General features: G+C 71.5%; 25 protein-coding genes, 1 pseudogene and 1 riboswitch. Of the genes and pseudogenes, 17 read left to right on the top strand and 9 right to left on the bottom strand.

The window, feature by feature from the left end:
* Positions 1-6: 6 nt before the first annotated feature.
* Positions 7-2085 (bottom strand): RecQ family ATP-dependent DNA helicase, encoded by a 2079-nt coding sequence (locus tag ACRAKI_RS06715; protein WP_447006176.1) that lies wholly within the window; start codon positions 2083-2085, stop codon positions 7-9.
* A gap of 153 nt (positions 2086-2238) precedes the next feature.
* Here ACRAKI_RS06715 and ACRAKI_RS06720 point away from each other — a divergent pair, with 153 nt between their 5' ends.
* The 11 genes and pseudogenes from ACRAKI_RS06720 to ACRAKI_RS06770 form a co-directional block, all read left to right on the top strand.
* Positions 2239-3504: a glutamate-5-semialdehyde dehydrogenase gene (locus ACRAKI_RS06720; protein ID WP_447006177.1), complete on the top strand. Its 1266-nt coding sequence runs from the start codon at positions 2239-2241 to the stop codon at positions 3502-3504.
* Positions 3501-4061 carry a TetR/AcrR family transcriptional regulator gene (locus tag ACRAKI_RS06725; protein ID WP_447006178.1) on the top strand — a complete coding sequence of 187 codons (561 nt, stop codon included), beginning with the start codon at positions 3501-3503 and terminating at the stop codon, positions 4059-4061. The genes ACRAKI_RS06720 and ACRAKI_RS06725 overlap by 4 nt, the downstream gene beginning before the upstream one ends.
* 58 nt (positions 4062-4119) lie before the next feature.
* A complete protein-coding gene (locus ACRAKI_RS06730; protein WP_447006179.1) occupies positions 4120-5304 on the top strand; it encodes a cytochrome P450 in 1185 nt (394 codons plus the stop codon).
* A 4-nt stretch (positions 5305-5308) separates the two neighbouring features.
* On the top strand, positions 5309-5530 hold the full coding sequence (locus tag ACRAKI_RS06735) for a ferredoxin (RefSeq protein ID WP_447006180.1): 222 nt from the start codon (positions 5309-5311) through the stop codon (positions 5528-5530).
* Between the two features lie 221 nt (positions 5531-5751).
* On the top strand, positions 5752-6345 hold the full coding sequence (nadD, locus tag ACRAKI_RS06740) for a nicotinate-nucleotide adenylyltransferase (RefSeq protein WP_447006181.1): 594 nt from the start codon (positions 5752-5754) through the stop codon (positions 6343-6345).
* 69 nt (positions 6346-6414) lie between these two features.
* Positions 6415-6810, top strand: coding sequence for a ribosome silencing factor (rsfS, locus tag ACRAKI_RS06745; RefSeq protein WP_447006182.1), 396 nt, complete (start codon positions 6415-6417; stop codon positions 6808-6810).
* On the top strand, positions 6807-7421 hold the full coding sequence (locus tag ACRAKI_RS06750) for a histidine phosphatase family protein (RefSeq protein WP_447006183.1): 615 nt from the start codon (positions 6807-6809) through the stop codon (positions 7419-7421). The genes rsfS and ACRAKI_RS06750 overlap by 4 nt, the downstream gene beginning before the upstream one ends.
* A complete protein-coding gene (octT, locus tag ACRAKI_RS06755; RefSeq protein WP_447006184.1) occupies positions 7418-8149 on the top strand; it encodes a diglucosylglycerate octanoyltransferase in 732 nt (243 codons plus the stop codon). The genes ACRAKI_RS06750 and octT overlap by 4 nt, the downstream gene beginning before the upstream one ends.
* A gap of 11 nt (positions 8150-8160) precedes the next feature.
* Positions 8161-9003: a DegV family protein gene (locus ACRAKI_RS06760; RefSeq protein WP_447006185.1), complete on the top strand. Its 843-nt coding sequence runs from the start codon at positions 8161-8163 to the stop codon at positions 9001-9003.
* Positions 9004-9089: 86 nt separating this feature from the next.
* A complete protein-coding gene (locus ACRAKI_RS06765) occupies positions 9090-9851 on the top strand; it encodes a helix-hairpin-helix domain-containing protein (protein WP_447006186.1) in 762 nt (253 codons plus the stop codon).
* A gap of 408 nt (positions 9852-10259) precedes the next feature.
* A pseudogene (locus ACRAKI_RS06770) lies at positions 10260-12536 on the top strand (DNA internalization-related competence protein ComEC/Rec2); the annotation flags it as partial.
* 667 nt (positions 12537-13203) lie between these two features.
* On the opposite strand, the gene thrC reads toward ACRAKI_RS06770, so the two are convergent.
* On the bottom strand, positions 13204-14466 hold the full coding sequence (thrC, locus tag ACRAKI_RS06775; RefSeq protein ID WP_447006187.1) for a threonine synthase: 1263 nt from the start codon (positions 14464-14466) through the stop codon (positions 13204-13206).
* Between the two features lie 11 nt (positions 14467-14477).
* Positions 14478-14605: riboswitch (SAM riboswitch) on the bottom strand.
* 95 nt (positions 14606-14700) lie between these two features.
* Here thrC and holA point away from each other — a divergent pair.
* The gene (gene holA, locus ACRAKI_RS06780) at positions 14701-15681 is read left to right on the top strand and encodes a DNA polymerase III subunit delta (protein WP_447006188.1); all 981 of its coding nucleotides are present in this window, start codon (positions 14701-14703) and stop codon (positions 15679-15681) included.
* Positions 15682-15773: 92 nt separating this feature from the next.
* Here the strand turns inward: holA and rpsT are convergent, their stop codons facing one another.
* A complete protein-coding gene (gene rpsT, locus ACRAKI_RS06785; protein ID WP_447006189.1) occupies positions 15774-16034 on the bottom strand; it encodes a 30S ribosomal protein S20 in 261 nt (86 codons plus the stop codon).
* A 127-nt stretch (positions 16035-16161) separates the two neighbouring features.
* Positions 16162-18444, bottom strand: a complete 2283-nt coding sequence (locus tag ACRAKI_RS06790) for a glycoside hydrolase family 3 N-terminal domain-containing protein (RefSeq protein ID WP_447006190.1) — start codon at positions 18442-18444, stop codon at positions 16162-16164.
* A gap of 179 nt (positions 18445-18623) precedes the next feature.
* On the opposite strand from ACRAKI_RS06790, the gene ACRAKI_RS06795 reads away from it, so the two are divergent.
* On the top strand, positions 18624-19427 hold the full coding sequence (locus ACRAKI_RS06795; RefSeq protein ID WP_447006191.1) for a TSUP family transporter: 804 nt from the start codon (positions 18624-18626) through the stop codon (positions 19425-19427).
* Here ACRAKI_RS06795 and ACRAKI_RS06800 read toward each other — a convergent pair.
* From ACRAKI_RS06800 to ACRAKI_RS06810, 3 genes are all read right to left on the bottom strand, one after another.
* Positions 19396-20175, bottom strand: a complete 780-nt coding sequence (locus tag ACRAKI_RS06800; RefSeq protein ID WP_447006192.1) for a VOC family protein — start codon at positions 20173-20175, stop codon at positions 19396-19398. The genes ACRAKI_RS06795 and ACRAKI_RS06800 overlap by 32 nt on opposite strands.
* A gap of 78 nt (positions 20176-20253) precedes the next feature.
* Positions 20254-20469 carry a hypothetical protein gene (locus tag ACRAKI_RS06805; protein WP_447006193.1) on the bottom strand — a complete coding sequence of 72 codons (216 nt, stop codon included), beginning with the start codon at positions 20467-20469 and terminating at the stop codon, positions 20254-20256.
* Between the two features lies 1 nt (position 20470).
* Positions 20471-21418: an SPFH domain-containing protein gene (locus ACRAKI_RS06810; RefSeq protein WP_447006194.1), complete on the bottom strand. Its 948-nt coding sequence runs from the start codon at positions 21416-21418 to the stop codon at positions 20471-20473.
* A 105-nt stretch (positions 21419-21523) separates the two neighbouring features.
* Between ACRAKI_RS06810 and ACRAKI_RS06815 the strand changes: the two genes are divergently transcribed.
* The gene (locus tag ACRAKI_RS06815; protein WP_447006195.1) at positions 21524-21982 is read left to right on the top strand and encodes an N-acetyltransferase family protein; all 459 of its coding nucleotides are present in this window, start codon (positions 21524-21526) and stop codon (positions 21980-21982) included.
* A 13-nt stretch (positions 21983-21995) separates the two neighbouring features.
* The gene (locus tag ACRAKI_RS06820) at positions 21996-22364 is read left to right on the top strand and encodes a VOC family protein (RefSeq protein ID WP_447006196.1); all 369 of its coding nucleotides are present in this window, start codon (positions 21996-21998) and stop codon (positions 22362-22364) included.
* Here ACRAKI_RS06820 and ACRAKI_RS06825 read toward each other — a convergent pair.
* Positions 22341-22937 carry a class I SAM-dependent methyltransferase gene (locus tag ACRAKI_RS06825; protein WP_447006197.1) on the bottom strand — a complete coding sequence of 199 codons (597 nt, stop codon included), beginning with the start codon at positions 22935-22937 and terminating at the stop codon, positions 22341-22343. The two genes, ACRAKI_RS06820 and ACRAKI_RS06825, sit on opposite strands and share 24 nt — an antisense overlap.
* A 230-nt stretch (positions 22938-23167) precedes the next feature.
* Here ACRAKI_RS06825 and ACRAKI_RS06830 point away from each other — a divergent pair, with 230 nt between their 5' ends.
* Entirely contained in the window at positions 23168-23866 is a 699-nt protein-coding gene (locus ACRAKI_RS06830; RefSeq protein ID WP_447006198.1) for a hypothetical protein, read from the top strand.
* Between the two features lie 5 nt (positions 23867-23871).
* Here the strand turns inward: ACRAKI_RS06830 and ACRAKI_RS06835 are convergent, their stop codons facing one another.
* On the bottom strand, positions 23872-24306 hold the full coding sequence (locus tag ACRAKI_RS06835; RefSeq protein ID WP_447006199.1) for a type II toxin-antitoxin system PemK/MazF family toxin: 435 nt from the start codon (positions 24304-24306) through the stop codon (positions 23872-23874).
* 117 nt (positions 24307-24423) lie between these two features.
* On the opposite strand from ACRAKI_RS06835, the gene lepA reads away from it, so the two are divergent.
* Entirely contained in the window at positions 24424-26268 is a 1845-nt protein-coding gene (gene lepA, locus ACRAKI_RS06840) for a translation elongation factor 4 (RefSeq protein WP_447006200.1), read from the top strand.
* Positions 26269-26418: the final 150 nt, after the last annotated feature.

Here is a 26418-nt window from a genome sequence, read left to right on the forward strand (position 1 = left end):
TCGGTCTCATGCCGTCACCGCCAATGCGAACGGCAGCACCGCGGACGCACCGGCCCTGCGCAGCAGCCGGGCGGCGACCGTCATCGTCCAGCCGGTGTCGACCTGGTCGTCCACCAACAGCACCGGACCGGCCACAGCGGACAGGTCGGGCACGTCGGTCTCCCGCACCAGCCCGGCCAACCGCTGTGCGCTGTTCGCCCGGCGCGGCGCCTCGCCCAGCCACACCTGCCCGAGCAGCGGCAGCCGCCCCACCACCGAGATCCGCTGCCCGAAGCTGCCCACCAGCGCCGGCCTGGTCCGCGACCCGACGGTCACCACGCCCACCGGCCGTTCCTTCCAACCCCAAGCGGACAGCACCTTCACGCACGCGGCGAACACGTCCTCCGGGATATCCTGGTCCTCCGCCCCGAACAACGACCGCAACCGGTTGCCCCAGCCGATGTCGGTCAACCGCCCCAGCGCCCGCCCGGTGGTCGCGATCTCGCCCGCCGGGATCTTCCCGGACAACGACACCCCGACCGCCGCCATGCCGGTCGGCCACATCTTGCGCGGCTCCACCTCGACGCCGGGCCGCAGCAGCCGTTCCCGTGCCGCCGACGCCGCCGCGTCCGACACCGCCGCCGAAGGCCGTTCTCCCGTGCAGTTGTCGCAACGACCGCACGGCGCCGCGTGCGGATCGTCCAGCTGCCGCAGCAGGAACTCCATGCGGCAGCCGTCGGTCGACAGGTAGTCCAGCACCGCCTGCCGCTCCACCTGCCGCGCCGCCTCGATCCGCTCGTACCGCTCGGCGTCGTAGGACCACGGCTGCCCGGTCGACACCCAACCGCCGCGGACCCGCCGCACGGCGCCGTCCACGTCGAGCACCTTCAACACCACTTCCAGCCGGGTGCGCGACAACTCCACCATCGGCTCCAACGCGGCCGTCGACATCGCCCGGTCGGCCGGCAGCACGTCGAGCACCTGCCGCACCACCCGTTCCGGCGGGAACGCCAGCGACGCGAAGTACGCCCAGATGTCCTTGTCCTCCGGGCCGGGCAGCAACAGCACCTCGGCCCGCTCCACCCCGCGACCCGCACGGCCGATCTGCTGGTAGTACGCGATGGGGGACGGCGGCGCGCCCAGGTGGACCACGAACCCCAGGTCGGGCTTGTCGAAGCCCATGCCCAGCGCCGACGTCGCCACCAGCGCCTTCACCCGGTTCGCCAGCAGGTCTTCCTCGGCCCGCTGACGCTCCGCCGGGTCGGTGCGCCCGGAGTACGCCGTCACCTCGTGCCCGCGCTCACGAAGGAACGCCGCCACGTCGTCCGCCGAGGCCACCGTCAGCGTGTAGATGATTCCCGAACCTGGCAGCCGCTCCAGCTGCTCGGCCAGCCACCCCAGCCTGACCTCGGCGGTGGGCAGCCGCACCACGGACAGCCGCAGGCTCTCCCGGTCCAGCGGCCCGCGCAGCACCAGCGTGTCCGTGCCCGCGCCCAGGCCGAGCTGGTCGGCCACGTCCCGCACGACCCGGTCGTTGGCGGTGGCCGTGGTGGCGAGCACCGGCACACCGGCAGGCAGCTCGGTCAGCAACGTCCGCAGCCGCCGGTAGTCCGGCCGGAAGTCGTGGCCCCAGTCGGAGATGCAGTGCGCCTCGTCCACCACCAGCAGCCCCGCGGAGGCCGTCAGCGACGGCAGCACCGTGTCCCGGAAGTCGGGGTTGTTCAGCCGCTCCGGCGACACCAGCAGCACGTCGACGTCGCCGGACGACACCCGGTCCTGCACGCCCTGCCACTCGTCGGTGTTGGCCGAGTTGATCGTCGCCGCGTGCACGCCCGCCCGCGCCGCCGCGTCGACCTGGTTGCGCATCAACGCCAGCAACGGCGACACGATCACCGTCGGCCCCTCGCCCAGGGACCGCAGCAACGCCGTGGCGATGAAGTACACGGCCGACTTGCCCCACCCCGTCCGCTGCACCACCAGGGCCCGCCGCCGTTGGGACACCAGCGCGTGGATGGCCGTCCACTGGTCGTCACGCAGGACGGCATGGGGGCCCGCCAAAGCCCTCAGCCGTTCTTCGGCCAGTTCCCGCAGTGCGCTGTCGTCCATGTGCCCCACAGTGGCAGATGGCCCCGACACTCCGGACACCTGTGCGACGGTCCGCGCGCCGACTTCACCCGATCGAGGACGGACGGGAGCGGCGCGTCCGATCCTCGGGAACCTCGGAGACATCCACGACCGGGTGGCCGTAGGCTTGACGACGTGACTGATGACCTGCGCGAACAGGTGCGCGCCGCGGCCCGGCGCGCCCGTGTCGCCGCCAACGAACTCGTTCTCGCCACCCGTGAGAGCAAGGACGCAGCACTGCGCGAGATGGCCGCCGCGCTGCGCACCCGCGCCGCCGAGGTGCTGGAGGCCAACGCCAAGGACGTCGAAGCGGGCCGGGCCGCGGGCCTCAACCAGGGCCTGCTGGACCGCCTCGCGCTGACCGAGGCGCGCATCGAGGGCGTGGCCGAGGGCCTGGAGACGGTGGCCGGCCTGGCGGACCCGATCGGCGAGGTGCTGCGCGGCTCGATCCTGCCGAACGGCCTGGAGCTGAAGCAGGTCCGCGTCCCGATGGGCGTGGTCGGCATGGTCTACGAAGCCCGGCCGAACGTCACCGTGGACGCGGCCGGCCTGGCGCTCAAGTCCGGCAACGCGGCCCTGCTGCGCGGCTCGTCCACCGCTGAGCACTCGAACACCGCGCTGGTCGCGATCCTGCGCGACGCCCTGGAGACCGCGGGCCTGCCCGCCGACTCCGTGCAGCTCCTGCCGTGCCACGACCGCGCCTCGGTCACCCACCTCATCACCGCGCGCGGCCTGGTGGACCTGGTGATCCCGCGCGGCGGCGCCGGCCTGATCAACGCGGTCGTGCAGCAGGCCACCGTGCCGACCATCGAGACCGGCGTGGGCAACGTGCACGTGTACGTGGACGCGAGCGCCGACCTCGACATGGCGCAGCGCATCGTGCTCAACTCCAAGACCCGCCGCACGAGCGTGTGCAACGCGGCCGAGTCGCTGCTGGTGCACGCCGCCATCGCGGACGAGTTCGTGCCCCGCATCACCGACGCCCTGAAGAAGGCGAACGTCACCATCCACGGTGACGAGCGGTTCGCCGCCGACCCGCGCGTGCAGGCGGCGACCGACGAGGACTGGGACACCGAGTACCTGTCGCTGGACATCGCCGCCCGCGTCGTCGGCTCGATCGACGAGGCCATCGAGCACATCGCCGCGCACGGCTCCGGCCACACCGAGGCCATCGTGACCAGCGACCTCGGCGCGGCCCGCCGGTTCACCACCCGGGTCGACGCGGCGGCGGTCATGGTCAACGCGTCCACCGCGTTCACCGACGGCGGCGAGTTCGGCATGGGCGCGGAGATCGGCATCTCCACCCAGAAGCTGCACGCCCGCGGCCCGATGGGGCTGGCCGAGCTGACCTCGTCCAAGTGGGTGGTCTGGGGCGAGGGGCACGTCCGGCCGAGCTCGTGAGCAGGCCTCGCGACGCCGGCGCCACCAAGGCGGCGTTGCTGGACGCCGCCACGGAGCTGTTCGGTGAACGCGGGTTCGACCGGACCACGGTGCGTGACATCGCGAACCTCGCGGGCGTGAACCAGGCCTTGTTGTTCCGCTACTACGGCAGCAAGGACGCGCTCTTCGCGACCGTGCTCGCCACGCAGAGCCGTGAGCTGCTGGAGGACTCGCCCGCCGAGCACCTGTTGCGCACCGTGCTGCTGCGGATGCTGGAGGAGAAGCCGAGGCGCGAGGACCACCCGTTGTACGCGGTGCTGCGGTCGTCGCACCACGACTCGGCGGTCGACGTCGTGCGGCAGCAGCTGGGGGAGGAGTACTCGCGCGCTCTGGCGTCCCTCACGGACGCGGAGGACGCGGAGCTGCGCGCGGACCTCGTGCTGGCGTGGGTCGTGGGCATCGGCGTGCTGCGCACCGTGTTCGGCAAACAGCCCCTCGCCGGCGCGGACAGCGCGGACGTCGCGGCGCTGGTGACCCGAGCGGCGTCGGTGTTGCTGGAGCACACCGATGTCGGTTGACGGTGTGTAGTGATCTGACTACTGTCGGATGTAAGCGACTGCTTACACGGGGGTTCCGATGGAGATCAGGCCGTTCCCGTTCACCGAACCCGACGACCTCCTGCTCAGCCCCGAGTACCTGGAGCTGCAACGGGACGAGCCGGTGGCCAGGGTCCGGCTGCCGTACGGCGGCGACGGTTGGCTGGCCACCCGCTACGAGGACGTCAAGACCGTGCTGGCCGACCCGAGGTTCAGCCGCGCGGCGGTGATGGAGCCCGGCGCCGACGTGCCGCGCACCCTGCCGAAGATGCCTGCCGAGACGAACATCCTCAGCATGGACCCGCCGGACCACACACGGCTGCGCAGGCTGGTCGCGAAGGCGTTCACGGCCCGGCGCACCGAACAGCTGCGTCAGCGCGCCCAGGAGCTCGTGGACGGCCTGCTGGACGCCATGGAGGAGCGCGGAGCGCCGGCCGACCTGGTCGAGTCGCTGGCCATGCCGCTGCCCATCACGATCATCTGCGAGATGCTCGGCGTGCCGTTCGAGGACCGCGACAGGTTCCGCGCCTGGTCGGAGGCGGCGGTGTCGATCACCGCGTTCACCTACGAGGAGATCCTGGCGTCCGGTGAGGCGCTGCGGGCCTACATCGGCGAGTTGACCGAGCGCAAGCGCGTCGACCCGGCCGACGACATGCTGTCCGTGCTGGTCGCGGCGCACGACGACGAGGACAGGCTGAGCACGCCGGAGCTGGTGTCGTTCGGCGTCGCGCTGCTGGTCGCGGGCCACGAGACCACCGCGAACCAGCTCGGCAACTTCGTCTACCAGCTGCTGCGCGACCCGGACCGGCTCGGCGAGCTGCGGGCGGACCCGACCCTGGTGCCGGCGGCGGTCGAGGAACTGCTGCGGTTCACCCCGTTGGGTGGTTCCGCGGGCTTCCCCCGGATCGCGACCGCCGAGGTGGAGCTGTCCGGCGTGACGATCAAGCCGGGTGAGGCCGTGTTCGTGGACAACCTCGCGGCCAACCGCGACCCGTCGGTCTTCGAGAACCCGAACGAGCTGGACTTCCACCGCGCGCAGAACCCGCACATCACCTTCGGCCACGGCGCGCACCACTGCATCGGCGCCCCGCTGGCCCGGATGGAGTTGCAGGTGGCGATCGGCTCCCTGCTCAAGCGGTTCCCGCTGCTCAGGCTGGACGGTGACGTCACGTTCAAGAAGGGCCGGCTCATCCGCGGCCCGCAGGCCCTGCCGGTGAGGTGGTAGTCGGATGGGGGAGTGGACGGTCGAACTCGACCGGGACAAGTGCATCGGCACCGGGATGTGCACGTCGACCGCGCCGCACCGCTTCCGCCTCGACGGCGGCAAGTCCACCCCGGTCGACGGGGTGGTCGAGCCGGACGAGGCGGTCATCGACGCGGCCGAGTCGTGCCCGATGGAGGCCATCCTGGTCCGCGCTGACGACGGCGCCGTGCTGGCTCCGGAACCGTAGGCTCCGGCCCCCCGGGAGGGCTCCGAGAAAAACATCGGCGGATCGCGTCATGGCGGCGTGCGCGGCACGTTCCACCGTCGCGCGGCTCTGATTCGGGGTGGGTCGTGCGATCCGCGGATGCGGCCTACTCCCCTGGGGCCGTGACCGGGAGACTAGTGCGCGGGCGGCCTTCCGGGGAGCGACCGGCCGCCCGCGCACCACCCGAACTAGGCTCACAACCCATGACCAACCGGCGGATCGGCGTCATGGGCGGCACGTTCGACCCGGTGCACCACGGCCACCTCGTGGCGGCCAGCGAGGTCCAGGCCCGGTTCGACCTCGACGAGGTCGTCTTCGTGCCCACCGGCCAGCCGTGGCAGAAGTCGGAACGCGCGGTCAGCGCCGCCGAGGACCGGTACCTGATGACGGTCGTCGCCACCGCCTCCAACCCGCGGTTCTCGGTCAGCCGGGTCGACATCGACCGGCCCGGGCCCACGTACACGATCGACACCCTCACCGATCTCAAGGCCGGGCACCCGGACTCGGACCTGTTCTTCATCACCGGCGCGGACGCGTTGGAGCAGATCCTGTCCTGGCGGCGGGCGGACGACGTGTTCGACCTCGCGCACTTCATCGGCGTCACCAGGCCCGGCTACGAACTGGTCGACACGCACCTCCCGCCAGGCGTCGTGTCGCTGGTGGAGGTGCCCGCGATGGCCATCTCGTCGACCGCCGTGCGGGCCCGGACGGCCGCCGGACTGCCGGTCTGGTACCTCGTGCCGGATGGTGTCGTTCAGTACATAAGCAAGCGTCGGCTTTACTCGATGCCGGACTGACGCGCGACGCCGGTACCCTCATTGACTCGTGCGGACGTATAGGCGTCCGCCGGTGTGATGAGGAGTGACGTGGCAGCCACCGACGAGGCACGACGGTTGGCGCTGGTCGCCGCGAGCGCGGCAGCCGACAAGAAGGCGCACGACGTGATCGTGCTCGACGTGTCCGACCAGCTGGTGATCACGGACGTCTTCGTGATCGCCTCCGCCGCCAACGAGCGGCAGGTCGGCGCGATCGTGGACAACGTTGAAGAGAAGTTGCGGGAGACCGGCCGCAAGGCGGTCCGCCGTGAGGGCGCGCGCGAGGGCCGCTGGGTCCTGCTGGACTTCGTGGACGTGGTGGTGCACGTCCAGCACACGGAGGAGCGCACCTTCTACGGCCTGGAGCGGCTGTGGAAGGACTGCCCGCAGATCGAGTTCGACGCGGGGCCGGTGACCGACGAGGCCGACGAGGCCGCGGAGGCATGACCCTGAACCGGCTCGTGCTGTGGCGGCACGGTGAGACCGACTACAACGCGACCGGTCGCATGCAGGGCCACCTGGACTCGGCGCTGACCGGGATCGGGTGGAACCAGGCCCGGTTCGCGGTGCCGGTCCTCGCCGGGTTCGCACCCGAGCTGGTGGTCGCGTCGGACCTGCACCGCGCCCGGGACACCGCGACGGTGTTCGCCGACGCGACCGGGGTCGAACTGCGCATCGACGAACGGCTGCGCGAGACGCACCTGGGCAAGTGGCAGGGGCTGACGTCGGCCGAGATCGAGGTGGAGTGGCCGGGCGCGCTGGACCGCTGGCGCGCCGACGGCACGCTGGCGCCACCGGACGGCGAGACGCGCGTGCAGGTCGCCGAGCGCGCGATGGCCGTGGTGGAGGAGGTGGACGCGGAGTTCTCCGAGACGGTCATGCTGTGCGCGCACGGCGGGCTGATCAGCGCGTTGACCGGGCGGTTGCTGGAGCTGCCGGTCGACCGGTGGGCGTTGCTGGGTGGCATCGGCAACTGCCACTGGACCGTGTTCACCCGCCGGCCGCACGGTGACGGCAGGTGGCGGCTGTCGTCGTACAACGCCGGAACGACCCGGTGAGGCTGCTCGTCCTCGGTGATTCGCTGACGTTCCACGGTCCGGAGGGGCCGTTGCCGGCCGACCACCCCCGGTTGTGGCCGAACGTCGCCGCGTCGGCGTTGGGCGGGCACGCGGAGCTGGCGGCGGGGTTCGGCTGGACGGCCCGGGACGCGTGGTGGTCGTTGACCGGCGACCCCCGGGTGTGGTCCTTGCTGCCGCGCACGGACGTGTTGGTGCTGGCGGTGGGGCACATGGACACGCTGCCGTCGCCTTTGCCCACGTACTTGCGACACGGGCTGCGCTACCTGCGGCCGGACGGGCTGCGGCGACGGGCGCGGGCCGGGTACCAGGCGTTGCAACCGGTGCTGTCGCGGCTGCTCGGCGGGTACCCGGTGGCGTTGCCGCCACGCCTGACCGTGCGGTACCTGGACGACTCGGTGCGCGCTGTGCACGCTCTTGAGCCGGGGATTCGCGTGGTCGGGATGACGCCTTCCGTGCACCGTGCGCCGGCGTACGCGAGTGTGCACAGCGGGCGGGCGGCGGGGGAGCGCGCGCTGCGCTCGTGGGCGGACGGTGCCGGCGTGCCGCTGCTCGACGTGCCGCCGTTGGTCGGCGAGCACATACGGTCACGGCGTGGCAACCCGGACGGCATGCACTGGTGCTGGGAAGGCCACCGGGTGGTCGGGAACGCCATGGCGGAACTGATCAGGTCCGTGGCGGTCGGCCACCCGGGCAGGTCGGAGCCGTAGTCTCGGCACTCGTGTCCACCACGATCGTCACCGACTCCACGGCGTACCTGCCCGAGGGGTTCGCCGAGCGGCACGGCGTCCGGGTCGTGCCGCTGCACGTGGCGGTGGACGGTCGGAGCAAGCTCGACGGGGTCGACTTCGGACCGGCGGAGCTGGCGGCGGCGTTGGGCGACCACCGGCGGGTGACGACGTCCCGGCCCACGCCGGGCGAGTTGGCCGAGGTGTACCGGTCGGTGCTGGCCGAGGGCGCCGACGCGATCGTGTCCGTGCACCTCTCCCGTGAGCTCTCGGGCACGTGGGAGGCCGCGCGGTTGGCGGCGGAGGAGGTCGACCCGACCCGGATCCGGGTGGTCGACTCCCGCTCCACGGGCATGGGGTTGGGTTTCGCCGCGCTGGCCGCGTGTGCCGCCGGTGACGACGGGGCGCGCGCGGAGGAGGCGGCCGTCGCCGCTGCGGCGCGCACCAAGATGTTCTTCTGCGTGGAAACGCTCGACCACCTGCGCCGAGGCGGGCGCATCGGCGCTGCGGCGGCCTTGGTGGGCACCGCGCTGGCTGTCAAGCCGCTCCTGCACGTGGACGACGGCCGGATCGTGCCGCTGGAGAAGGTGCGCACGATGAGCCGGGCCATCGGCAGGCTGGTGGACCTGGCGTCGGCGGCGGCGGGTTCCGGCCGGGTCGGACTGGCTGTCCACCACTTGGCCGCGCCGGATCGCGCGGCGGAACTCGCGACGCGGCTCGACGAACGCGTCCCCGGCTCGACCGGCTGCCTGATTTCCGAGGTAGGAGCGGTGATCGGCGCCCACACCGGTCCCGGTGTGCTCGGTGTGGTGGTCCTGCCGGGCGGCTTGTCCTAGCCCGCTTTATCCATCACCCACGACGTTGTCCACAGATCGCCGACAACTTTCCCGCCCACTGCTCCACCCGGCCTAACGTCGGCCGCATGTTCGACAGGAACCCGGAAACCACGACCGCCCGACTGAAGGCCCTCGTCTCCCAGGAGCAGGGCAAGCACCGCGCCTCGGCAGATGAGACGCTGGTCTTCGTCTCGTCGGCCGGTGACTCAGGTGGTGGGTCGGTCCGTGGCTCGGCCGGTGGCTCGGGTCCACCCGGCCCGCTCCGCCGCGCGATGCACCGCTGGCTGCCCGAGCCCGCGCTTCCACGCCGTCGCAGAGTCCTGCTGGCGGGCGTCATGGCAGGCGTGGCACTGGCGGTCGCGCTGGCCCTGTGGTGGAAGCGCCCGCCGGTGGAGATCCCGCCGGACCTCCCGGTGGCCGAGGCGGCTGCCGTCAGCCGCGCCGAGGAGCTGCTGGTCGTCAACGTGGTGGGCCTGGTGTCGACACCAGGCCTGGTGACCGTGCCCAGCGGAGCCAGGGTGGCGGACGCGCTCCAAGCGGCGGGCGGCGCCAATCCGGGTGCCGACCTGACCCCGCTCAACCTGGCCCGCAAGCTCGTCGACGGCGAGCAGATCGCCGTGGGCATCCCCATCCCCCAACCCGCCGGGGCGGACACCACGCCGTTGAGCCTGAACACGGCGACCAAAGAGCAGCTCGACACCCTGCCGGGCGTAGGTCCCGTGACGGCGCAGCGGATCGTCGACCGAAGGCAGAAACGCGGCCCCTTCACCGCCCTGGAACAGCTCGGCGAGATCGAGGGGATCGGCGACGCGAAGCTCGCCAGGCTGCGCGAGCTGGTCCGCCTCTGACCGCACCTTCCCGAGCCCTCGACACACCACCACCCGGAGACCCATCATGCGTCCCACCCATGGCTGCTCACGGCAACCGCAGTGCCCGCGAGCATCGTCCACTCCGAACCACGTCACGCCGTCGATCCCTTGCCCCCGCAGCGAGATCCCCGACCACATCCTGGCCGCCGCACCCTCCCCGACTGCTGTACCCTCGCCCACCGCCGCAGCCTCGCCGACCGCCGATCCCCGTCGCACGTCCGGCACCCGCCGAGCCGGTGATCCGCTCGAAGACCTGCGCGCCGAGCGTGGCCGCACGAGCGACCGCCGCCTGCGGCACCTCCTCCACCGCGTCCGCCGCCTGTTCCTCGTCCGCCGCGTGGGCCGTCTGCATCTCTTGAGCCTGTCCAGGTTCCGGTGGGCGGGGCCATGAGCCCTCGTGCACACCTGGTCCCGGCCGCGCTGGCGGTGTGGGCCACGGCGCTCGCCGGGCTGCTCTGGACGTGGTGGGCCGCGCTCGTGGTCGGCTTCGCCGCTGCGGTGATCGGTGGCCTGGCACTGCGCTCGTGGCGTCCGGCTGCGGTGGCGGTGGCGGTCGCGGGTCCAGTGGCGGCGTGCTGGATCGGCGCCCAGGTTCACGCGGCGGCCCACCACCCGTTGCGTGCCACTGCCGAACGCGGCACGCCGACCACTGTCCACCTCGAACTGGACGATCGGCCGCATGGCCTGCGCACCAGCGGTTTCGGCTCGCGGGCGAGCGGGGTCGACCTGATCCTGGTGCGTGCGACGCTCGACGGCGGCGGCCGGATCGTGGTGCTCGCACCGGCGGCCCGGTGGCGGGACTTGCTGCCGGGGCAACGGGTCACCGCCCGTGGCACGCTCGCCCCGCCACGAGGTGGTGAGCTGACAGTCGCGGTGTTGCGGGTCCGCGGGCCTCCGCAGGACGTGACCGAAGCGCCGTTGTGGCAACGAGTTGCCGAGGACCTGCGTGCCGGGCTGCGGAACGCGAGCACAGCGCTCGACCCCGAACCGGCCGGGTTGCTGCCCGCGCTCGTGGTCGGCGACACCTCGAAACTGTCGCCCAGGGTGGTGGAGGAGTTCCGAACGGCGGGTCTGGCTCACGTGCTCGCTGTCAGCGGAGCCAACCTCGCGATCCTCTGCGGCGCGGTGCTGTTGCTGCTGAGGTTGTTCCGGTTCGGACCGCGTGGCTGCGCGGTCGGTGCGATGGCGGCGCTGGTCGGGTTCGTCGTGTTGGCCGGGCCGGAGCCGAGCGTGCTGCGGGCTGCCGTGATGGGCGCGGTGGCGTTGCTGGCGCTGGTTCTGGGTCGGGAGCGGTCGGCGTTGCCGGCGCTCGCGGCGGCGGTGGTGGTGCTGGTCCTGTACGACCCGGAGTTGGCCACCGAGCCGGGGTTCGGGCTGTCGGTGGTGGCGACGGCGGCGTTGGTGCTGCTCGCACCGAGGTGGGCCGCCGCCATGAAGGACCGGGGTGTCCCGGTGGGTTTCGCCGAGGCGCTGGCGGTGCCGGTGGCCGCGAACCTGGCGACCGCGCCGCTGGTCGCCGGGCTTTCCGGCCAGGTGAGCCTGGTGGCGGTGCTGGCGAATCTGCTGGTAGCCCCGGTGGTGGCGCCGGCCACGGTGCTCGGTGTGCTGGCCGCGGTGCTGGCTCAGGTGTACGAGCCGGCGGCACGGTCGGCGGTCGAGTTGGCCGGCCCGGCGGTGAGCTGGCTGATCACCGTCGGGCGGCACGCGGCGGCCGTGCCGGGTGCGGCGGTCGGGTGGCCGAGCGGGTGGGCCGGTGGGGCGTTGCTGGCCGGGGTGCTGGTGCTCGGCTACGCGGTCACCAGGCTGCGTCGGATCCGGACGTTGGTCCTGGCGGTCCTGGTCGGCGCGGTGGTGGTGGTCGTGCCGCTGGGCGTGATCTCGCCCGGTTGGCCGGTGGACGGCTGGTCGGTGGTGGCGTGCGACGTCGGACAGGGCGACGCGGTGGTCCTCGCCACCGCCGAGCGCGACCGGGCGGTGTTGGTCGACACGGGGCCGGACCCGGTGCCGGTGCTGTCCTGCCTGCGGCGGCTCGGGGTGCGGCGCATCCCGCTGGTGGTGCTGAGCCATCTGCACGCCGACCACGTCGGCGGGCTGGCCGCGGTGTTGGCGGATCGGGGTGTGGGCGCGGTGGCGGTGGGGCCTTCGCGGCAGCCGGAGTGGGCGTGGAAGGAGGTGCGGGAACGGGCGAGGAAAGCAGGCGTGCGCTTGGTCGAGCTGGAGGCCGGGCAACGGTTGAGCTGGCCGGGTCTGGACCTGGACGTGCTTGGTCCACGCGCGGACCCGGCGGATGGGACGAAGACCAACACCGCGGTCAACGACGCGTCGCTGGTGCTGCGCGCCTCCACCGCGGCCGGGCGGGTGCTGCTGACCGGCGACATCGAGTTGGCCGGGCAGGCGGACCTGCTCGGCGGGCACGTCGACTTGCGGGCCGACGTGCTGAAAGTGCCACACCACGGATCGAGGTACTCCTCGCCGGCGTTCCTCGCGGCGGTCCGGCCGCGGATCGCCTTGGTGAGCGTCGGCGCGGGCAACCGCTACGGCCACCCCAGCGGAGTGCTGGTCGACGCGTTGACGAGGCACGGCGCGCTGGTGTTGCGCACCGATCGTGACGGCGACACCGCCGTCCTGGCCGGCCCGGACGGGCCGCGGGTCGCCCGCAGGGGTGGCGACTCATCCGATCACGGACAAGGGGAGAACAACGATGAGGAACAACGACGTCTGGATCCGGCTGCACTCGGGCTGGGTGCGACAGGCGGGCAACCAGGCGGTGGCGTGGGCGCTGTGGCAGCCCGGCTACACCGCCGAACCGTGGCCGCGAGACGAACTGCGGCCCGCCTTCACCTATTACGTCTGCGAGGACCTACCCGGCGGCGCCCGCGGCATCGTCTCCAGGGCGACCGTCACCGGCGTCATCCGCATGGCGCAGGTGCCCTCCGCCGACACCGCTTACCGCCTGGTCTCCGACGCCCTGTTCGACGACGACCTGGCCATACCGCCGGAGGAGTGGCACGCCGAGCGCTACAACCAGGAGAAGGCGAAACGCCCGTGGCCCCAGATGCTCACCGCGTGGCGCGTCGTCACGGAACAGGTCGGACCACACGTCCTGCCGGAACTGGCGGCCTTCCCCCGAACAGGCTGGCTGCGCTCCTCCAGCATCGCCCTGTGACCGCGCTGCGGGCGGACCGGCGCACTCCGGACGCACCAGGCACCGGGCCTGCCGTGGCTGGACCTGCCAGGGTCGGACCTGCCGGGGCCTGGTCGATGACCAAGCCCCGGTCCGCCGAACCAAGTCGTGCTGAACCGCGCCTTGCTGAACCCCGTCGTGGAGGGCTCAGTTCTGGAGGGCCTTCAGCACGGCCTCCGCCGACGGCGGGACGTTGGCCCTCGGGCCGACTCGGTCGCCCAGGGCGTCCAGGGTCTTGAGGCCGTCACCGGTGATCAGCAGGACGGTCTCGCCGTCCGGGTCCAGCCGGCCGGTCTCGACGAGCTTCTTCGCGGTCGCCACGGTGACACCGCCGGCGGTCTCCGCGAAGATCCCCTCGGTCTTGGCCAGCAGGCGGATGCCTTCGACGACCTCTTCGTCGGTGACGTCCTCGATCGCGCCGTTGGTGCGGCGGACGGCGTCCAGCACGTAAGGGCCGTCCGCCGGTGCGCCGATCGCCAGCGACCGGGCGATGGTGTCCGGGCGGACCGGGGTGACGACGTCCAAGCCGGACTTGAAGGCGGCCGCGACGGGGGAGCAGCCGGTGGCCTGGGCGCCGAACACCCGGTACGGGGTCTCCTCGACCAGGTCGAGGCTGCCCAGCTCGCGGAACGCCTTGTCGACCTTGGTCAGCTGGGAACCGGACGCGATGGGCACCACGACCTGGTCGGGCAGCCGCCAGCCGAGCTGTTCGGCGACCTCGTAGCCCAGCGTCTTGGAACCCTCGGCGTAGTAGGGCCGGACGTTGACGTTGACGAACGCCCAGTCCTCGTGCTCGGCGGCCAGTTCCTGGGCCAGCCGGTTCACGTCGTCGTAGTTGCCGTCGACGGTGATCAGGTCGCCGCCGTAGACAGCGGTCATCAGGATCTTCGCCCGCTCCAGGGAGGAGGGCACCAGGACCACCGACTGCCAGCCGGCACGGGCGGCCGCGGCGGCGACGGCGTTGGCCAGGTTCCCGGTGGACGGGCAGGCCAGCACCGTGAAGCCCAGCTCGCGGGCGGCGGCGAGGGCGACGCCGACGACGCGGTCCTTGAACGAGTGGGTCGGGTTGCCGGTGTCGTCCTTCACCCACACCTTGCGCAGGCCCAGTGCCTTGGCGAGGCGGTCCGCCTCGACCAGGCGGGTGCCGCCGGGGTCGGTGTTGGGGTGCGCCTGGACGTCGGACGGCACGGGCAGCAGGCCGCGGTAGCGCCAGATGGACCGGGGACCGGCTTCGATGTCCTCGCGACGGACCCGGCCGAAGTCGTAGGCCACTTCCAGCGGCCCGAAACACTCCATGCAGGCGTATTCGGGGGCGAGCGGCGTCTCGTGCCCGCATTCACGGCAGGACAGCGCCCGAGCCGGGCCGAGGTCGAAGGAGGTGGTGGCCGAAGGCACACTGACAGCAGTCATCGCGAGGTATCTCCTCATCTTTCCCGCGTTGCGGGTCGGAATTGGCACCGTGATTGCCGGCGCGCGCTGGGAAGCGCACGCTGAACAACGGGTTGCCGGGGCTTCTTCGGGCCGATCCCTCTGCCCCTCTGGATGAGCGGTATTCAGTTGTAGCTTCAAGCTACGGCACGATCCCGACCCTCAGCCAGACACGTCCACCATCCGGACGCCCGTCGCGCGTGGGAGGATCGCGCCGTGAGTTCGCCCGCTGAGACGACCGACGCTGTGCACCTGATCGTCGGCGAGGAGGAGTTGCTGGTCGAGCGCGCTGTGCGCGGCGCGTTGGACGCGGTGCGCAAAGCCGATCCGCAGGCCGACCTGACCCGCGTTCGCGTGACCGATCTCACCCCGCCTGAGCTGGCCGAACTGGTGAGCCCCTCGCTGTTCGCCGAGGGCCGGGTGATCGCGCTGGAGGCGGCGCAGGAGATCGGCAAGGAGATCGCCGACGTGGTGGTCGCCTACGCCAAGGCTCCGGCGGAGGGTGTGACGCTGGTCGTCATCCACACCGGCGGCGGGCGCAGCAAGGTCGCCAAGGACCTGCCCGCGGCGCTGCGCAAGGCCGGCGCGAGGGTGACCGAGTGCCCGAAGATGACCAAGGCCGCGGACCGCGAGGCGTTCGTGCGCAACGAGATCCGGTCGGCGGGCGGCAAGACCGATCCCGAGGCCGTGGCGGTGCTGATCGAGGCGGTCGGGTCGGACCTGCGCGAGCTGGCGGCGGCGTCGTCGCAGCTCGTCGCCGACACGGCGGGCAAGGTCGACGCCGAGGCGGTCCGCCGCTACCACCGCGGCCGGGCCGAGGTGACGGGGTTCGCGGTCGCGGAGAAGGCCGTGGTGGGTGACCGGGCCGGAGCCCTGGAGGCGTTGCGCTGGGCGATGCAGCTCGGCGTGCCGCACGTGCTGGTCGCCGATGCGCTGGCCGACGCCGTGCGCACGGTCGCGCGGGTGTCCGCGGTGGGTCGGGGCGACCCGAACAGGTTGGCGGGCGAGCTGGGCATGCCGCCGTGGAAGATCAGGAAGGCCCAGGGGCAGACGCGCGGCTGGGACGACCGGGGGCTCGCCGCGGCCATGACCGTGGTCGCCGACCTGAACGCCGACGTGAAGGGTGTCGCGGCCGACCCGAGCTACGCCCTGGAGCGCGCGGTGTTGAAGATCGTCACGGCGCACGGGCGGCGTTGACCACAGCGACCCACAGCGCACAAGCACAACGAAGCAGAAGCGCCGCCCACCCCGTGCGGGGGAGCGGCGCTTCTGCGTGAAGGAGGACCAGATCAGATCTGGTTGGCCCGCCGGGCGAGCGCCGACTTCTTGTTGGCGGCCTGGTTGGCGTGGATCACGCCCTTGGAGACGGCCTTGTCGAGCTTGCGGGAGGCCTCCTGCACCAGCGCGACTGCCTTCTCCTTGTCACCGGCGTCGGCGGCCTCACGGAACTTGCGAATGGCGGTCTTGAGCGACGACTTGACGGCCTTGTTGCGCAGGCGCGCCTTCTCGTTGGTCTTGATCCGCTTCATCTGGGACTTGATGTTCGCCACGCGAAAGCCACCTTTTCTCGGTCTCGGAGTCGTACCGCGCTTGTCACCGGCTCCGCCCCACGAGGGGGCGGTTTTCCTCCACAGCGGAATGCCGCGCGGGTACGGCCGAGAAGGATATCAGGGCAGCTCACCGCACCGTGAACCGAGCCCTCTCGTCGCCGACCAGGACCTCGTAGGCGCCCTTCGCGACCTCGGGCTTCCCGCCGCCGTCCATGTCGCCGGCGGTCACCGCGAGGCGCTTCACGTCGAACGTCACGTCGACCGCCCGCTCCTCACCGGCCTTCAGCTCGACCCGGGTGAACCCGACCAGGCGCTGGTAGGGCGTCAGCACCTTGCTCACGGGCTGGTGCACGAACACGGGCACGACGAGCGTCCCGTCCCGCTCACCGGTGTTGGACACGGTCACCGACACCTTCACCTGGTCGTCACGGCGCACCTCGCTGGACTTCAGGGTCGGCGCGGACGTGGTGAACGTCGTGTACGACAGGCCGTGCCCGAACGCGAACTCCGGGTCGTACCCCGAGCCCGGAGCCGCGTTCGCGCCGCGCAGCTGGTCGTACGAGAAGGGCTGGTCGCCGATCGACTTCGGCCACGACACCGGCAGCTTGCCGCTCGGGTTCACCGCACCGAACAGCACGTCGGCGATCGCGGCGCCGCCCTCCGTGCCCGGCAACCAGCCCGCGACCAGCGCCGGAGCGTCCGCCACCGTGCCGAGCACCTGCGGACGCCCGGTCAGCAGCACGACCACGACCGGCTTGCCGGTCGCCCGCACCGCGTCCACCAGCCCCTGCTGCTCGGCGGTCAGGGCCGGCTCCTCGGTGTCCGCCTCGCCCTCCGCGCCGGGGTCCTCGCCGAGCACCACGACCACCGCGTCGGCGTCCGCGGCCTGCGCGACCGCCTCGGCCTGCGTGGGCGCGCTGACCACGTTGGTGGACGGCGCGGCGTCCCGGATGCCCTGCAGCACCGTCACGGTCGGCGGCACGGGCGACCACTCGGGCACGCCCTGCCAGCCGACCGTCCAGCCACCGAGCTGCCGGGTCGGGGAATCGGCCGTGTCACCGGTCACCACGAGCTTGCCCGCGCCGCTCGACAGGGGCAGGACGCCGCCCTCGTTGCGCAGCAGCACCGTGCTCTCCGCCGCCGCCTGACGGGCCAGCGCGCGGTCGGCGCCGTTCACGATCGCGTCGGCCTTCTCCGGGTCGACGAACGGCTTCTCGAACAGGCCCAGGTCGAACTTGAGCTTCAGGATCCGCCGCACGGCCTGGTCGATCCGCTTGCCGCTGACCGCGCCGCTGCGCACGTTCGCCAGCAGCCCGGAGGTGAACTCCGCCGCGTTGGACGGCTCCATCGCCATGTCCACACCGGCGTTCACGGCCATTGCGATGGCCTCCTTGTAGTCCGCCGCCACGTGGTAGCGGTCCACCAGGAACCGGATGTCCTCCCAGTCGGTGATCGCCACGCCGCGGAAGCCCATCCGCTCGCGCAACTGGGTCGTGAGCAGGTACTTCGACGCGTGCGCCGGAACGCCGTTCACCGCACCGGAGTTGATCATCACGGTGCCGACGCCCGCGTCGAACTGCGGCTGGAAAGCGGGCAGGACGGTGTCCTGGAGGTACCGGATCGGAAGCTGGGCGGGCGCGCGGTCGTGGCCGTTGAACGGCTCCGAGTAGCCCGCGAAGTGCTTCGCGGTCGCGGTCAGCTTCGCCGTGCCGTCGGTCGGGTCGTCCTGCTGCCCGCGCACGTTCGCCGCCGCCAACGCGCCGGCCAGCACCGGGTCCTCGCTGTAGGTCTCGTAGTAGCGGCCCCACCGGGTGTCACGGGCGATGTCGGACACGGGCGCGAAGTTCCAGAACACGCCGGTGGCGCGCATGGCCCGTCCGGTCGACTCGCCCAGCTGCTCCTGCAGCTCCGGGTTCCACGTCGCGCCGAGGCCGATCTGGTGCGGGAACATGGTGGCGCTGAGCACGTTCGAGTGGCCGTGCACGCCGTCCGCGCCGTAGATCAGCGGGATCGGCAGCCGGCTGTGGTCCATCGCGTACTTCTGGATGGCGTTGGTCATCTCGGCCCACGCCCGCGGCGTGTTCGGGTTCGGCGCGTCACCGCCGCCGGACAGGATCGAGCCGACCTTCGCGTCCGCCAGGACGGCCTTCATGCAGTCCTCGCGCAGCGGACCGGGGTTCCACTCGCAGTTGCCGCGCAGCTTGCCCAGCCGGATCTGGGTCATCTGGCCGACCTTCTCCTCCAGCGTCATGCGCCTGAGGAGGTCGTCGACCCGCCGGTCGACCGGTGCGCGGGCATCCAGGTAGGCCTGTCCCGCCGGTTCGATGATGCCGCTGGCCTGCGCGCCGGTGGCGAGCAGGGCGAGCGCGGCCAACGCGGCTACCGCCGTGCGTTTGCGGGATCTCAGCACCGAGGACCTCCAGGGATGGATCAGGTGACGCCGGGAAACACCCTTCCCGCGTGAGCCGGACCACAACAGGGCTGAACGGCCCATTTGGGAGCGTTCCCATAAACCTCGGACCTCCCACGACCAGCGGCGGGCGGTCTGTGGCGGGAAAAGCAGTACGAGCGTCCGATTAAGCTGTCCGGGTGACCGCCGCACTCGACTGGCCCGGCTTCGGCCAGATCTCGCTCGCCGCGCTGCTGTTCCTCTGCCTGGCCGCCGTCCTCGCGGGCGCGGTCGACGCGTTGGTGGGCGGTGGCGGGCTGATCCAGCTGCCGGCGCTGCTGTTGATCGCGCCCGGCGGTCAGCCGCTGTACGCGCTGGCCACGAACAAGATCGCCTCCGTGGTCGGCACGTCCGCCGCGGTGCGCACGTACGCACGGCAGACGGCGATCGACTGGTGGTCGGCGCTGCCGATGGCGTCGGCGGCGTTCGCGGGAGCGGTGGGTGGTGCGGCGTTCGCGGGCGCGTTGGCGCCCGGTGTGCTCAACGGTGTGGTGCTCGTCGCCCTGGTCGGCGTCGGCCTCTACACGTGGAGGAAGCCGGAACTGGGCGTGTCCGAGGCGCCCAGGTTCGCGCGCGTCGCGCAGATCGGCCTGATGGCCCTGGGCGGCGCGCTGATCGGCTTCTACGACGGCCTGGCGGGGCCGGGCACCGGCACGTTCCTGGTGTTCCTGCTGGTGGGCGTGGTGGGGTTCGCGTTCCTGCACGCCTCGGCCACCGCGAAGATCGTCAACGTGGCGACGAACCTCGGTGCCCTGCTGTACTTCATCCCGGCAGGGAAGGTGTTGTGGGGCTTGGGTCTGGTGCTCGCCCTGTGCAACGTGACGGGTGCGGTGTTCGGGGCACGCCTCGCGGTCCGGCGGGGCTCGGTGTTCGTGCGCCGGGTGTTCCTCACCGTCGTGGTGGCGCTGGTGCTCAGTCTGGGGTGGAAGGCGGCGCTTGGATGATCCGGAACGTCGCGCCCATCGGGTCGCCGACGGTGGTGAACCGGCCGAACCGGGACTCGACCACATCACCGACCGTGACGCCGCCCAACTTGTCCACCCGCTCGGCCGCCGCGTCGGCGTCGGACACCGAGAAGTAGGTCATCCAGTGCGGCGGGATCTCGGCCGGGATCTCGTTCGCCATCCCGAACACGCCCGCCACCGCGCGGCCGCCGACCTGGAACTGCGTGTACGGGAAGTCCGGCAGCGGGTCCAGCTGCACCCCGAAGACCTGCTGGTAGAACTCCGCCGCGCCGAACGGGTCACGAGTGGCCAACTCGTTCCACATCACCGCGCCGGGCTCGTTCACGACGTACGCGCCGATGTGCGTGCCCGCCTCCCACAGCCCGAACGCCGCCCCGAACGGGTCCACCGCGATCGCGCCGCGCCCCGGCCCGCCGGTGTCGTACTCCGGCACGAGCACCTTGCCGCCGTTGGCGCTGAGCGCCTCGACCGACTCGTCCAGGTCGTCGGTGGCCAGGTAGGTCGTCCACACCACCGGGAACATCGCGTCCGGCGGCATCTCGCCGAACCCGGCCACCGGCAACCCGCGCACCAGCGCCATCGTGTAGTGCCCGGTCTCCGGACCGCCGACTTCGAAGTCCCAGCCGAACAGGCCGGCGTAGAAGTCCATGGTGGCCTGGCGGTCGGTGGTCATCATGTCCACCCAGGCCGGTGTGCCGGGCGTGTACGGGGAGTTCAGCTCGCTCACCTCGCCACGGTGGCACCGGCGGGGCCGGCCCGCGAGTTGATCACCGCCGGCCGGCGAGGGGAATGCGTCGCCGTCCGGTCAGTCGCCCGTGCGCGGCTGGTCGCTCTTGCGCGGCCGACCGCGCTTGGGTTGGTCGGCCGCCCCGGAGGGCAGCCGACCCGATTCGGCGAGCGCTCGGCGCAGCAGGAACTCGATCTGCGCGTTGGTGCTGCGCAGCTCGTCGTTCGCCCACCTCGTCAGCGCGTCGTGCACCGCCGGGTCGAGGCGCAGCAGGACGCTCTTGCGCTCCGCCACCTCAGGTGTACAACGACCCGGCGTTGACCACGGGCTGGGTGGATCGGTCGCCGCACAGCACGACCAGCAGGTTCGACACCATCGCCGCCTTGCGCTCCTCGTCCAGTTCCACCACGTCCTCCTCGGCGAGCTTGGCCAGCGCGAGCTGGACCATGCCGACCGCCCCCTCGACGATCCGCGTGCGCGCCGCGACCACCGCGCCCGCCTGCTGGCGCTGCAGCATCGCCTGCGCGATCTCCGGAGCGTAGGCCAGGTGCGTGAGCCGGGATTCGATCACCTTCACGCCCGCCGACTGCACCCTGGCCGCGATCTCCACCGACAGCGTCTCGGTGATCTCGTCCGCGTTCTCCCGCAGCGACAGCCCGGACTCGTCGTGGTTGTCGTACGGGTAGCTGGTGGCGATGTGCCGGACCGCGGTCTCGGTCTGGATGCCGACGAACCGGACGAAGTCGTCCACCTCGAACTTGGCCCGCGCGGTGTCCTCGACCTGCCACACCACCACGGCGGCGATCTCGATCGGGTTGCCGTCCGCGTCGTTGACCTTCAGCGTGGCCGTCTCGTGGTTGCGGATCCGGGTCGACACCTTCACCTTCGTGGTGAACGGGTTCGCCCAGCGCAGGCCGTCCTGGCGGACCGTGCCGGTGTAGCGGCCGGCGAACTGGAGCACCCGCGACTCGCCCGGCGCGACGGTGAACAGCCCGCCCGCCGCGAGGGTGCTGCCGGTGATCAACAGCGCGCCGCCGACGATCGCCGGGATGCTCGGCCCGTCGTCGCCGGGGATCGAGCCGAGCACGAGCACCGCCACCCCTGCCAGCAGCACGAGCACCGCGCCGCCGAGCACGCTCCACCCCGATACCGCTCGTGCCTCCCGCTCCCGGACCACAGGAGTCGGCATCCGCACCGCCACGTCCGTCGTCGCGTCCATGTTCCACCCCTCGAAGAAGTTCATATCGTGTGACTAGCAAAGTGATATCACTTTTTCGGCGACGGGGGCAAGCCGCGCGGGAGCACGAGGTCCGCGCAACCTCACCGGACCTCGCGCGTCGCTGACTGCATGGGGACGATCACCGTGCGCACGCCGCGCGCAGAAGACCGGGGACCGCTCGTCGACGTGCACATCAAGGCACGGCGCAGCTACTACGAGGGCCACGTGCCCGAGGCGAAGCTGGCCGAGTGGGAGCAGGCGGCGCGGGCGAGGGGCTACGACTTCACGAAGCCCGGCCCGGTGTGGCTGTGCGCCGAGCTGGACGGCGAGTTCGCAGGGTTCGCGCTGGTCACGCCGGACGGCGAGCTGTGGCAGCTCCAGGTCGACCCGGCGCGGTGGGGCAACGGCGTCGGCCGATCGCTGCACGATGCCGCCATGGCCGCTCTGCGCGACTTGGGCGTCACGACCGCGCACCTCGACGTGTTCGTGGAGAACCGGCGCGCGATCCGCTTCTACACCGCCCGCGGCTGGCACGAGACCGGCCGCGAGGAGACGCACGTGCGAATGGCGCTCGACCTGGACCTGTGATCGCCTGGTCAACGTGGAGATCCTGAGCAGCCGAGTCCTCGTCCGCTCCCGCGACCCCGAGCGCGTCCGGGCCTTCTACCGGGACGTGCTCGGCCTCGCCGTCTACCGCGAGTTCCCCGGCGGCACGGTGTTCTTCCTCGGCCAGGGGTTCCTGGAGGTCTCCGGGACCACGACCGAGGACGCCACCGACGCCACGCAGCTGTGGGTGCAGGTGCGTGACGTCGCGCGAGCCGCCGAGGAACTGGCCGAGCACGTCGTCCGGCCCGCCCGGCGCGAACCGTGGGGCCTGGACGAGCTGTGGATCGCCGACCCGGACGGCCGGCGGATCGTGCTGGTCGGGATCCCCGCCGACCACCCGCTACGCCGGGACGTCCGCGAGTAGCTGGACCGACGGCCCCACCACGCCGCCGTACTGCTGCAACGACGTGCGCACGCCCGTGAACCCGGCCGCCTCGGCTTCCTTGATCAGGTCGTACTCGGAGGTGTCCAGCGCCCGCCGGTGCACCGACACGACCAGCCGGCCGCCCGGCCGCAGCACCCGGAACAGCTCGTGGAACGCGGCCGGCCGGTTGCCCCACAGCTGGAGGTTGTTCACCGAGACGACCACGTCCACGGAGTCCTCGGGCTGCCCCGTCCGCGTCGCCGCGCCCTCCCGCAGCTCGACCCGGCCGGACACGATCAGCTCCGCGCACCGCTCGCGCGCCTCGTCCAGCATGACCTGCGACGGGTCGACGCCGATCGCCTTCAGCGCGCGTTCACCGGCCAGCTTCAACCCCACGCCCGGACCGGGGCCGAGCACCAGCACGACCTCCTCGGCCGTCGGCGCGGCCAGGTCGGTGACGTGCTCCTCGACCTTCGCGTTCAGCACGGCCATCACCCGGCCGCCCAGCTCGCCGACCTTGCCGCGCGGGTGGCCGAACGCCGCGTCCAACGCCTTCATCAGGTTGTTCGCCATGCCCCCAGCGTCGTCAGGACGCTCGTCGATCGCATCGGGGATCGCCCGGAGACGGGCTCGGGAGCATCCCCGGAGGTTCCGGTCGAAGGGCACCCCGCTCGGACGGAGCGTCATCGCGCGGGACGCCGCGGTGACGTGACGAAACCGGCTTAGGCCGTTGGCGTGGAGGTGCTGACTCGATCGATGGACATCGCGCCGGCAGGGCGCGGGACGGCACTAGTTTCCGGGACATGTCGAACGTGGACGACGTGATCCGGAGGGTCAAGGCCGAGGCCGCGGCGGACGTGCGCGCCAAGCTGCGCGGGCACCTGCTCGCCCAGCCTCCGGAGTGGCTGGTGGAGCGGCTGCTCGACGAGTTGCTGGTCAAGATGGGCCTGCCGATCGCCCCGGCCACCGCCGTCGTGCCGCACCAGGTGCGCCGGCTGGAGTTGACCGAGGAACGGCTGGTGGAGCTGACCACCCGGTACGACGGCTTCGACCGTGACCGGCTGGTGGCCGAGGGCTACCTGGTCGACCCGCCGCCGAAGGGCGGTCCGCTGATCGGGCCGGAGTGCCGGACAGCGGCCGGCACGGACCTGCTCGGGCGTGCCAAGGACCTGCTGCACTGCTTGCTGTTCGGGCCGGGGCTCGTCCGCACCCAGCGCGAACTGCTCAGCCTGACGGTGCCCAGGGCGAAGCTGTCGGTGTTCGGGTTCATCCGCGACGCGGCCACCGAGATCAGCGCCGAGGGCACCTGGGCCGATCCCGCCGGCACCGCCCACGACGACCGCGCGGGCAACACCGTGGTGCAGGTCGAGTACGGCGAGGTGCCCGGTGAACTGGTCGGCAACGGGATCGTGGTGGCGCTGCGCCTGATCAACGAACTGGAGGTCAACGAACAGATCCTCTACGCCCGGATGGAGGACGTGGAGCAGAGCACGCTGATCTGATCGGTCTAGCGCCAGCCGAGCTGCCGCAGCTTGTCCACGACCAGCGAGAACCGCTCCGGCTCCAGCACCGAGCCCTCGCGCCGGATGTCGTCCTCGTCCAGCTCGAACACGCGGTCCAGGCGCACGTAGGAGTGCCTGCCGTCCCGGTCCCAACGGCCCGAGCCCAGGTCGAGGCAGTCGTCCGCCTCGTGCCGGTCGGGCGTCCTGCTGGTCATCATCAGGGCGAGCAGCGCCCGCCGGTGCCTGCCGACGACCAGCAGCGGCCGGTCCTTGCCGCGGTCCGGGTCCTCCTCGAAGGGGACCCAGGCCCACACCACTTCGCCCGGATCGGCCAGGCCGTCCAGATCGGGCGAGTACTCCAGGGTGGCCGCCACAGCGGCCGTGTGGACCTCGCGCACCGCGCCTGTGACCGGGCGGGCATCCTCACCGTTCGCGTACACGGCGTGCAGCCTATGGCCTCGGTCACGCCGGGGCGGAACGCCACGACGGCGTGACGTGAGATGCTGTGTCTAGTTGACATGGGCAGATCCGCCGTCCTTCGTGTGCGAGGAACCTGAGTGACCACGTTCGCCGACCAGACGTTCACGCCTCCGGAGCTCATCCGGAACTTCTGCATCATCGCCCACATCGACCACGGGAAGTCGACCCTGGCCGATCGCATGCTGCAGCTCACCGGCGTCGTCGACGCGCGGGCGATGCGCGCGCAGTACCTCGACCGCATGGACATCGAACGCGAACGCGGCATCACCATCAAGGCGCAGAACGTGCGGCTGCCGTGGGTGGTCGACGGCAACAACCACGTCCTCCACATGATCGACACCCCCGGCCACGTCGACTTCACGTACGAGGTCTCGCGGGCGCTGGAGGCGTGCGAGGGCACCGTGCTGCTGGTCGACGCGGCGCAGGGCATCGAGGCGCAGACGCTGGCCAACCTGTACCTGGCGATGGAGAACGACCTCACCATCATCCCGGTGCTGAACAAGATCGACCTGCCCGCGGCGGACCCGGACAAGTACGCCAAGGAGCTCGCCCACATCGTCGGCTGCGAGCCCGAAGAGGTGCTGCGCGTCTCGGCGAAGACCGGCCTCGGCGTCGGCGCGCTGCTGGACGAGGTCGTCAAGCGCGTCCCGGCCCCCGTCGGCGACGCGGACGCCCCGCCCCGCGCGATGATCTTCGACTCGGTCTACGACACGTACCGCGGCGTGGTCACCTACATCCGGGTGGTGGACGGCAAGATCACCCCGCGCCAGCGGATCCGGATGATGTCCACCAACGCGACCCACGAGCTGCTGGAAGTCGGCATCATCTCGCCCGAGCCGAAGCCGAGCGTCGGCCTGGGCGTCGGCGAGGTGGGCTACCTCATCACCGGTGTGAAGGACGTCCGCCAGTCGAAGGTCGGCGACACCGTCACGGCGGAGAAGCACGGCGCCACCAAGCCGCTGGCGGGTTACCGCGAGCCGCGCCCGATGGTCTACTCCGGGCTCTACCCGGTGGACGGCTCGGACTACCCGATCCTGCGCGAGGCGCTGGACAAGCTGCAGCTCAACGACGCCGCGCTCACGTTCGAGCCGGAGACGTCGGCCGCCCTGGGCTTCGGCTTCCGCTGCGGCTTCCTCGGCCTGCTCCACCTGGAGATCACGCGCGACCGGCTGGAACGCGAGTTCGGCCTCGACCTGATCTCCACCGCGCCGAACGTGGTGTACCGGGTGGTGATGGACGACGGCACCGTGCACGTGGTGACGAACCCGTCCGACTGGCCGGACGGCAAGCGGGCCGAGGTGTACGAGCCGATCACCAAGTGCACGATCATCGCGCCGAGCGACTACATCGGCGCGATCATGGAGCTGTGCCAGGCCAAGCGCGGCCAGCTGGGCGGCATGGACTACCTGTCCGAGGACCGCGTCGAGCTGCGCTACACCATGCCGCTCGGCGAGATCATCTTCGACTTCTTCGACGCGCTGAAGTCGCGCACGCGTGGCTACGCGTCGCTGGACTACGAGGAGTCGGGCGAGCAGGACGCCGAGCTGGTGAAGGTCGACATCCTGTTGCAGGGCGAGCCGGTGGACGCGTTCAGCGCGATCGTGCACAAGGACTACGCCTACGCCTACGGCACCAGGATGGCGTCCAAGCTGCGCGAGCTGATTCCGCGGCAGCAGTTCGAGGTGCCGATCCAGGCCGCCGTCGGCGCCCGCGTGATCGCCCGCGAGACGATTCGCGCCATTCGCAAGGACGTTCTGGCGAAGTGCTACGGCGGTGACATCACCCGCAAGCGCAAGCTGTTGGAGAAGCAGAAGGAAGGCAAGAAGCGGATGAAGATGGTGGGCCGGGTCGAGGTCCCCCAGGAAGCCTTCGTCGCAGCCCTGTCCACCGACGACTCCGTCAAGGACAAGGGCAAGAAGTAAGCCCCACCGGCCAACTCGCGCCGGTCGGTACATCTTCGGGTGACCGGCCGGCGCGGAGCCGTGTGTTGCCGAACCCGTCCGACGTAGTCGGCGAACCAAGCGGAGAAGGGGACGAAGTCCACCGAGCTGCGGCCCGACATCCTCGTCGCT

The sequence above is a fragment of the Saccharothrix isguenensis genome (genome assembly GCF_052936305.1).

Bases quoted from the DNA above. Each gene is read 5' to 3' on its own strand.
- ACRAKI_RS06715 (WP_447006176.1), bottom strand. From the start codon at position 2,085: ATGGACGACAGCGCACTGCGGGAACTGGCCGAAGAACGGCTGAGGGCT.
- ACRAKI_RS06730 (WP_447006179.1), top strand. From the start codon at position 4,120: ATGGAGATCAGGCCGTTCCCGTTCACCGAACCCGACGACCTCCTGCTC.
- ACRAKI_RS06735 (WP_447006180.1), top strand. From the start codon at position 5,309: ATGGGGGAGTGGACGGTCGAACTCGACCGGGACAAGTGCATCGGCACC.
- nadD (WP_447006181.1), top strand. From the start codon at position 5,752: ATGACCAACCGGCGGATCGGCGTCATGGGCGGCACGTTCGACCCGGTG.
- ACRAKI_RS06750 (WP_447006183.1), top strand. From the start codon at position 6,807: ATGACCCTGAACCGGCTCGTGCTGTGGCGGCACGGTGAGACCGACTAC.
- ACRAKI_RS06765 (WP_447006186.1), top strand. From the start codon at position 9,090: ATGTTCGACAGGAACCCGGAAACCACGACCGCCCGACTGAAGGCCCTC.
- thrC (WP_447006187.1), bottom strand. From the start codon at position 14,466: ATGACTGCTGTCAGTGTGCCTTCGGCCACCACCTCCTTCGACCTCGGC.
- ACRAKI_RS06810 (WP_447006194.1), bottom strand. From the start codon at position 21,418: ATGAACTTCTTCGAGGGGTGGAACATGGACGCGACGACGGACGTGGCG.
- ACRAKI_RS06815 (WP_447006195.1), top strand. From the start codon at position 21,524: ATGGGGACGATCACCGTGCGCACGCCGCGCGCAGAAGACCGGGGACCG.
- ACRAKI_RS06825 (WP_447006197.1), bottom strand. From the start codon at position 22,937: ATGGCGAACAACCTGATGAAGGCGTTGGACGCGGCGTTCGGCCACCCG.
- ACRAKI_RS06830 (WP_447006198.1), top strand. From the start codon at position 23,168: ATGTCGAACGTGGACGACGTGATCCGGAGGGTCAAGGCCGAGGCCGCG.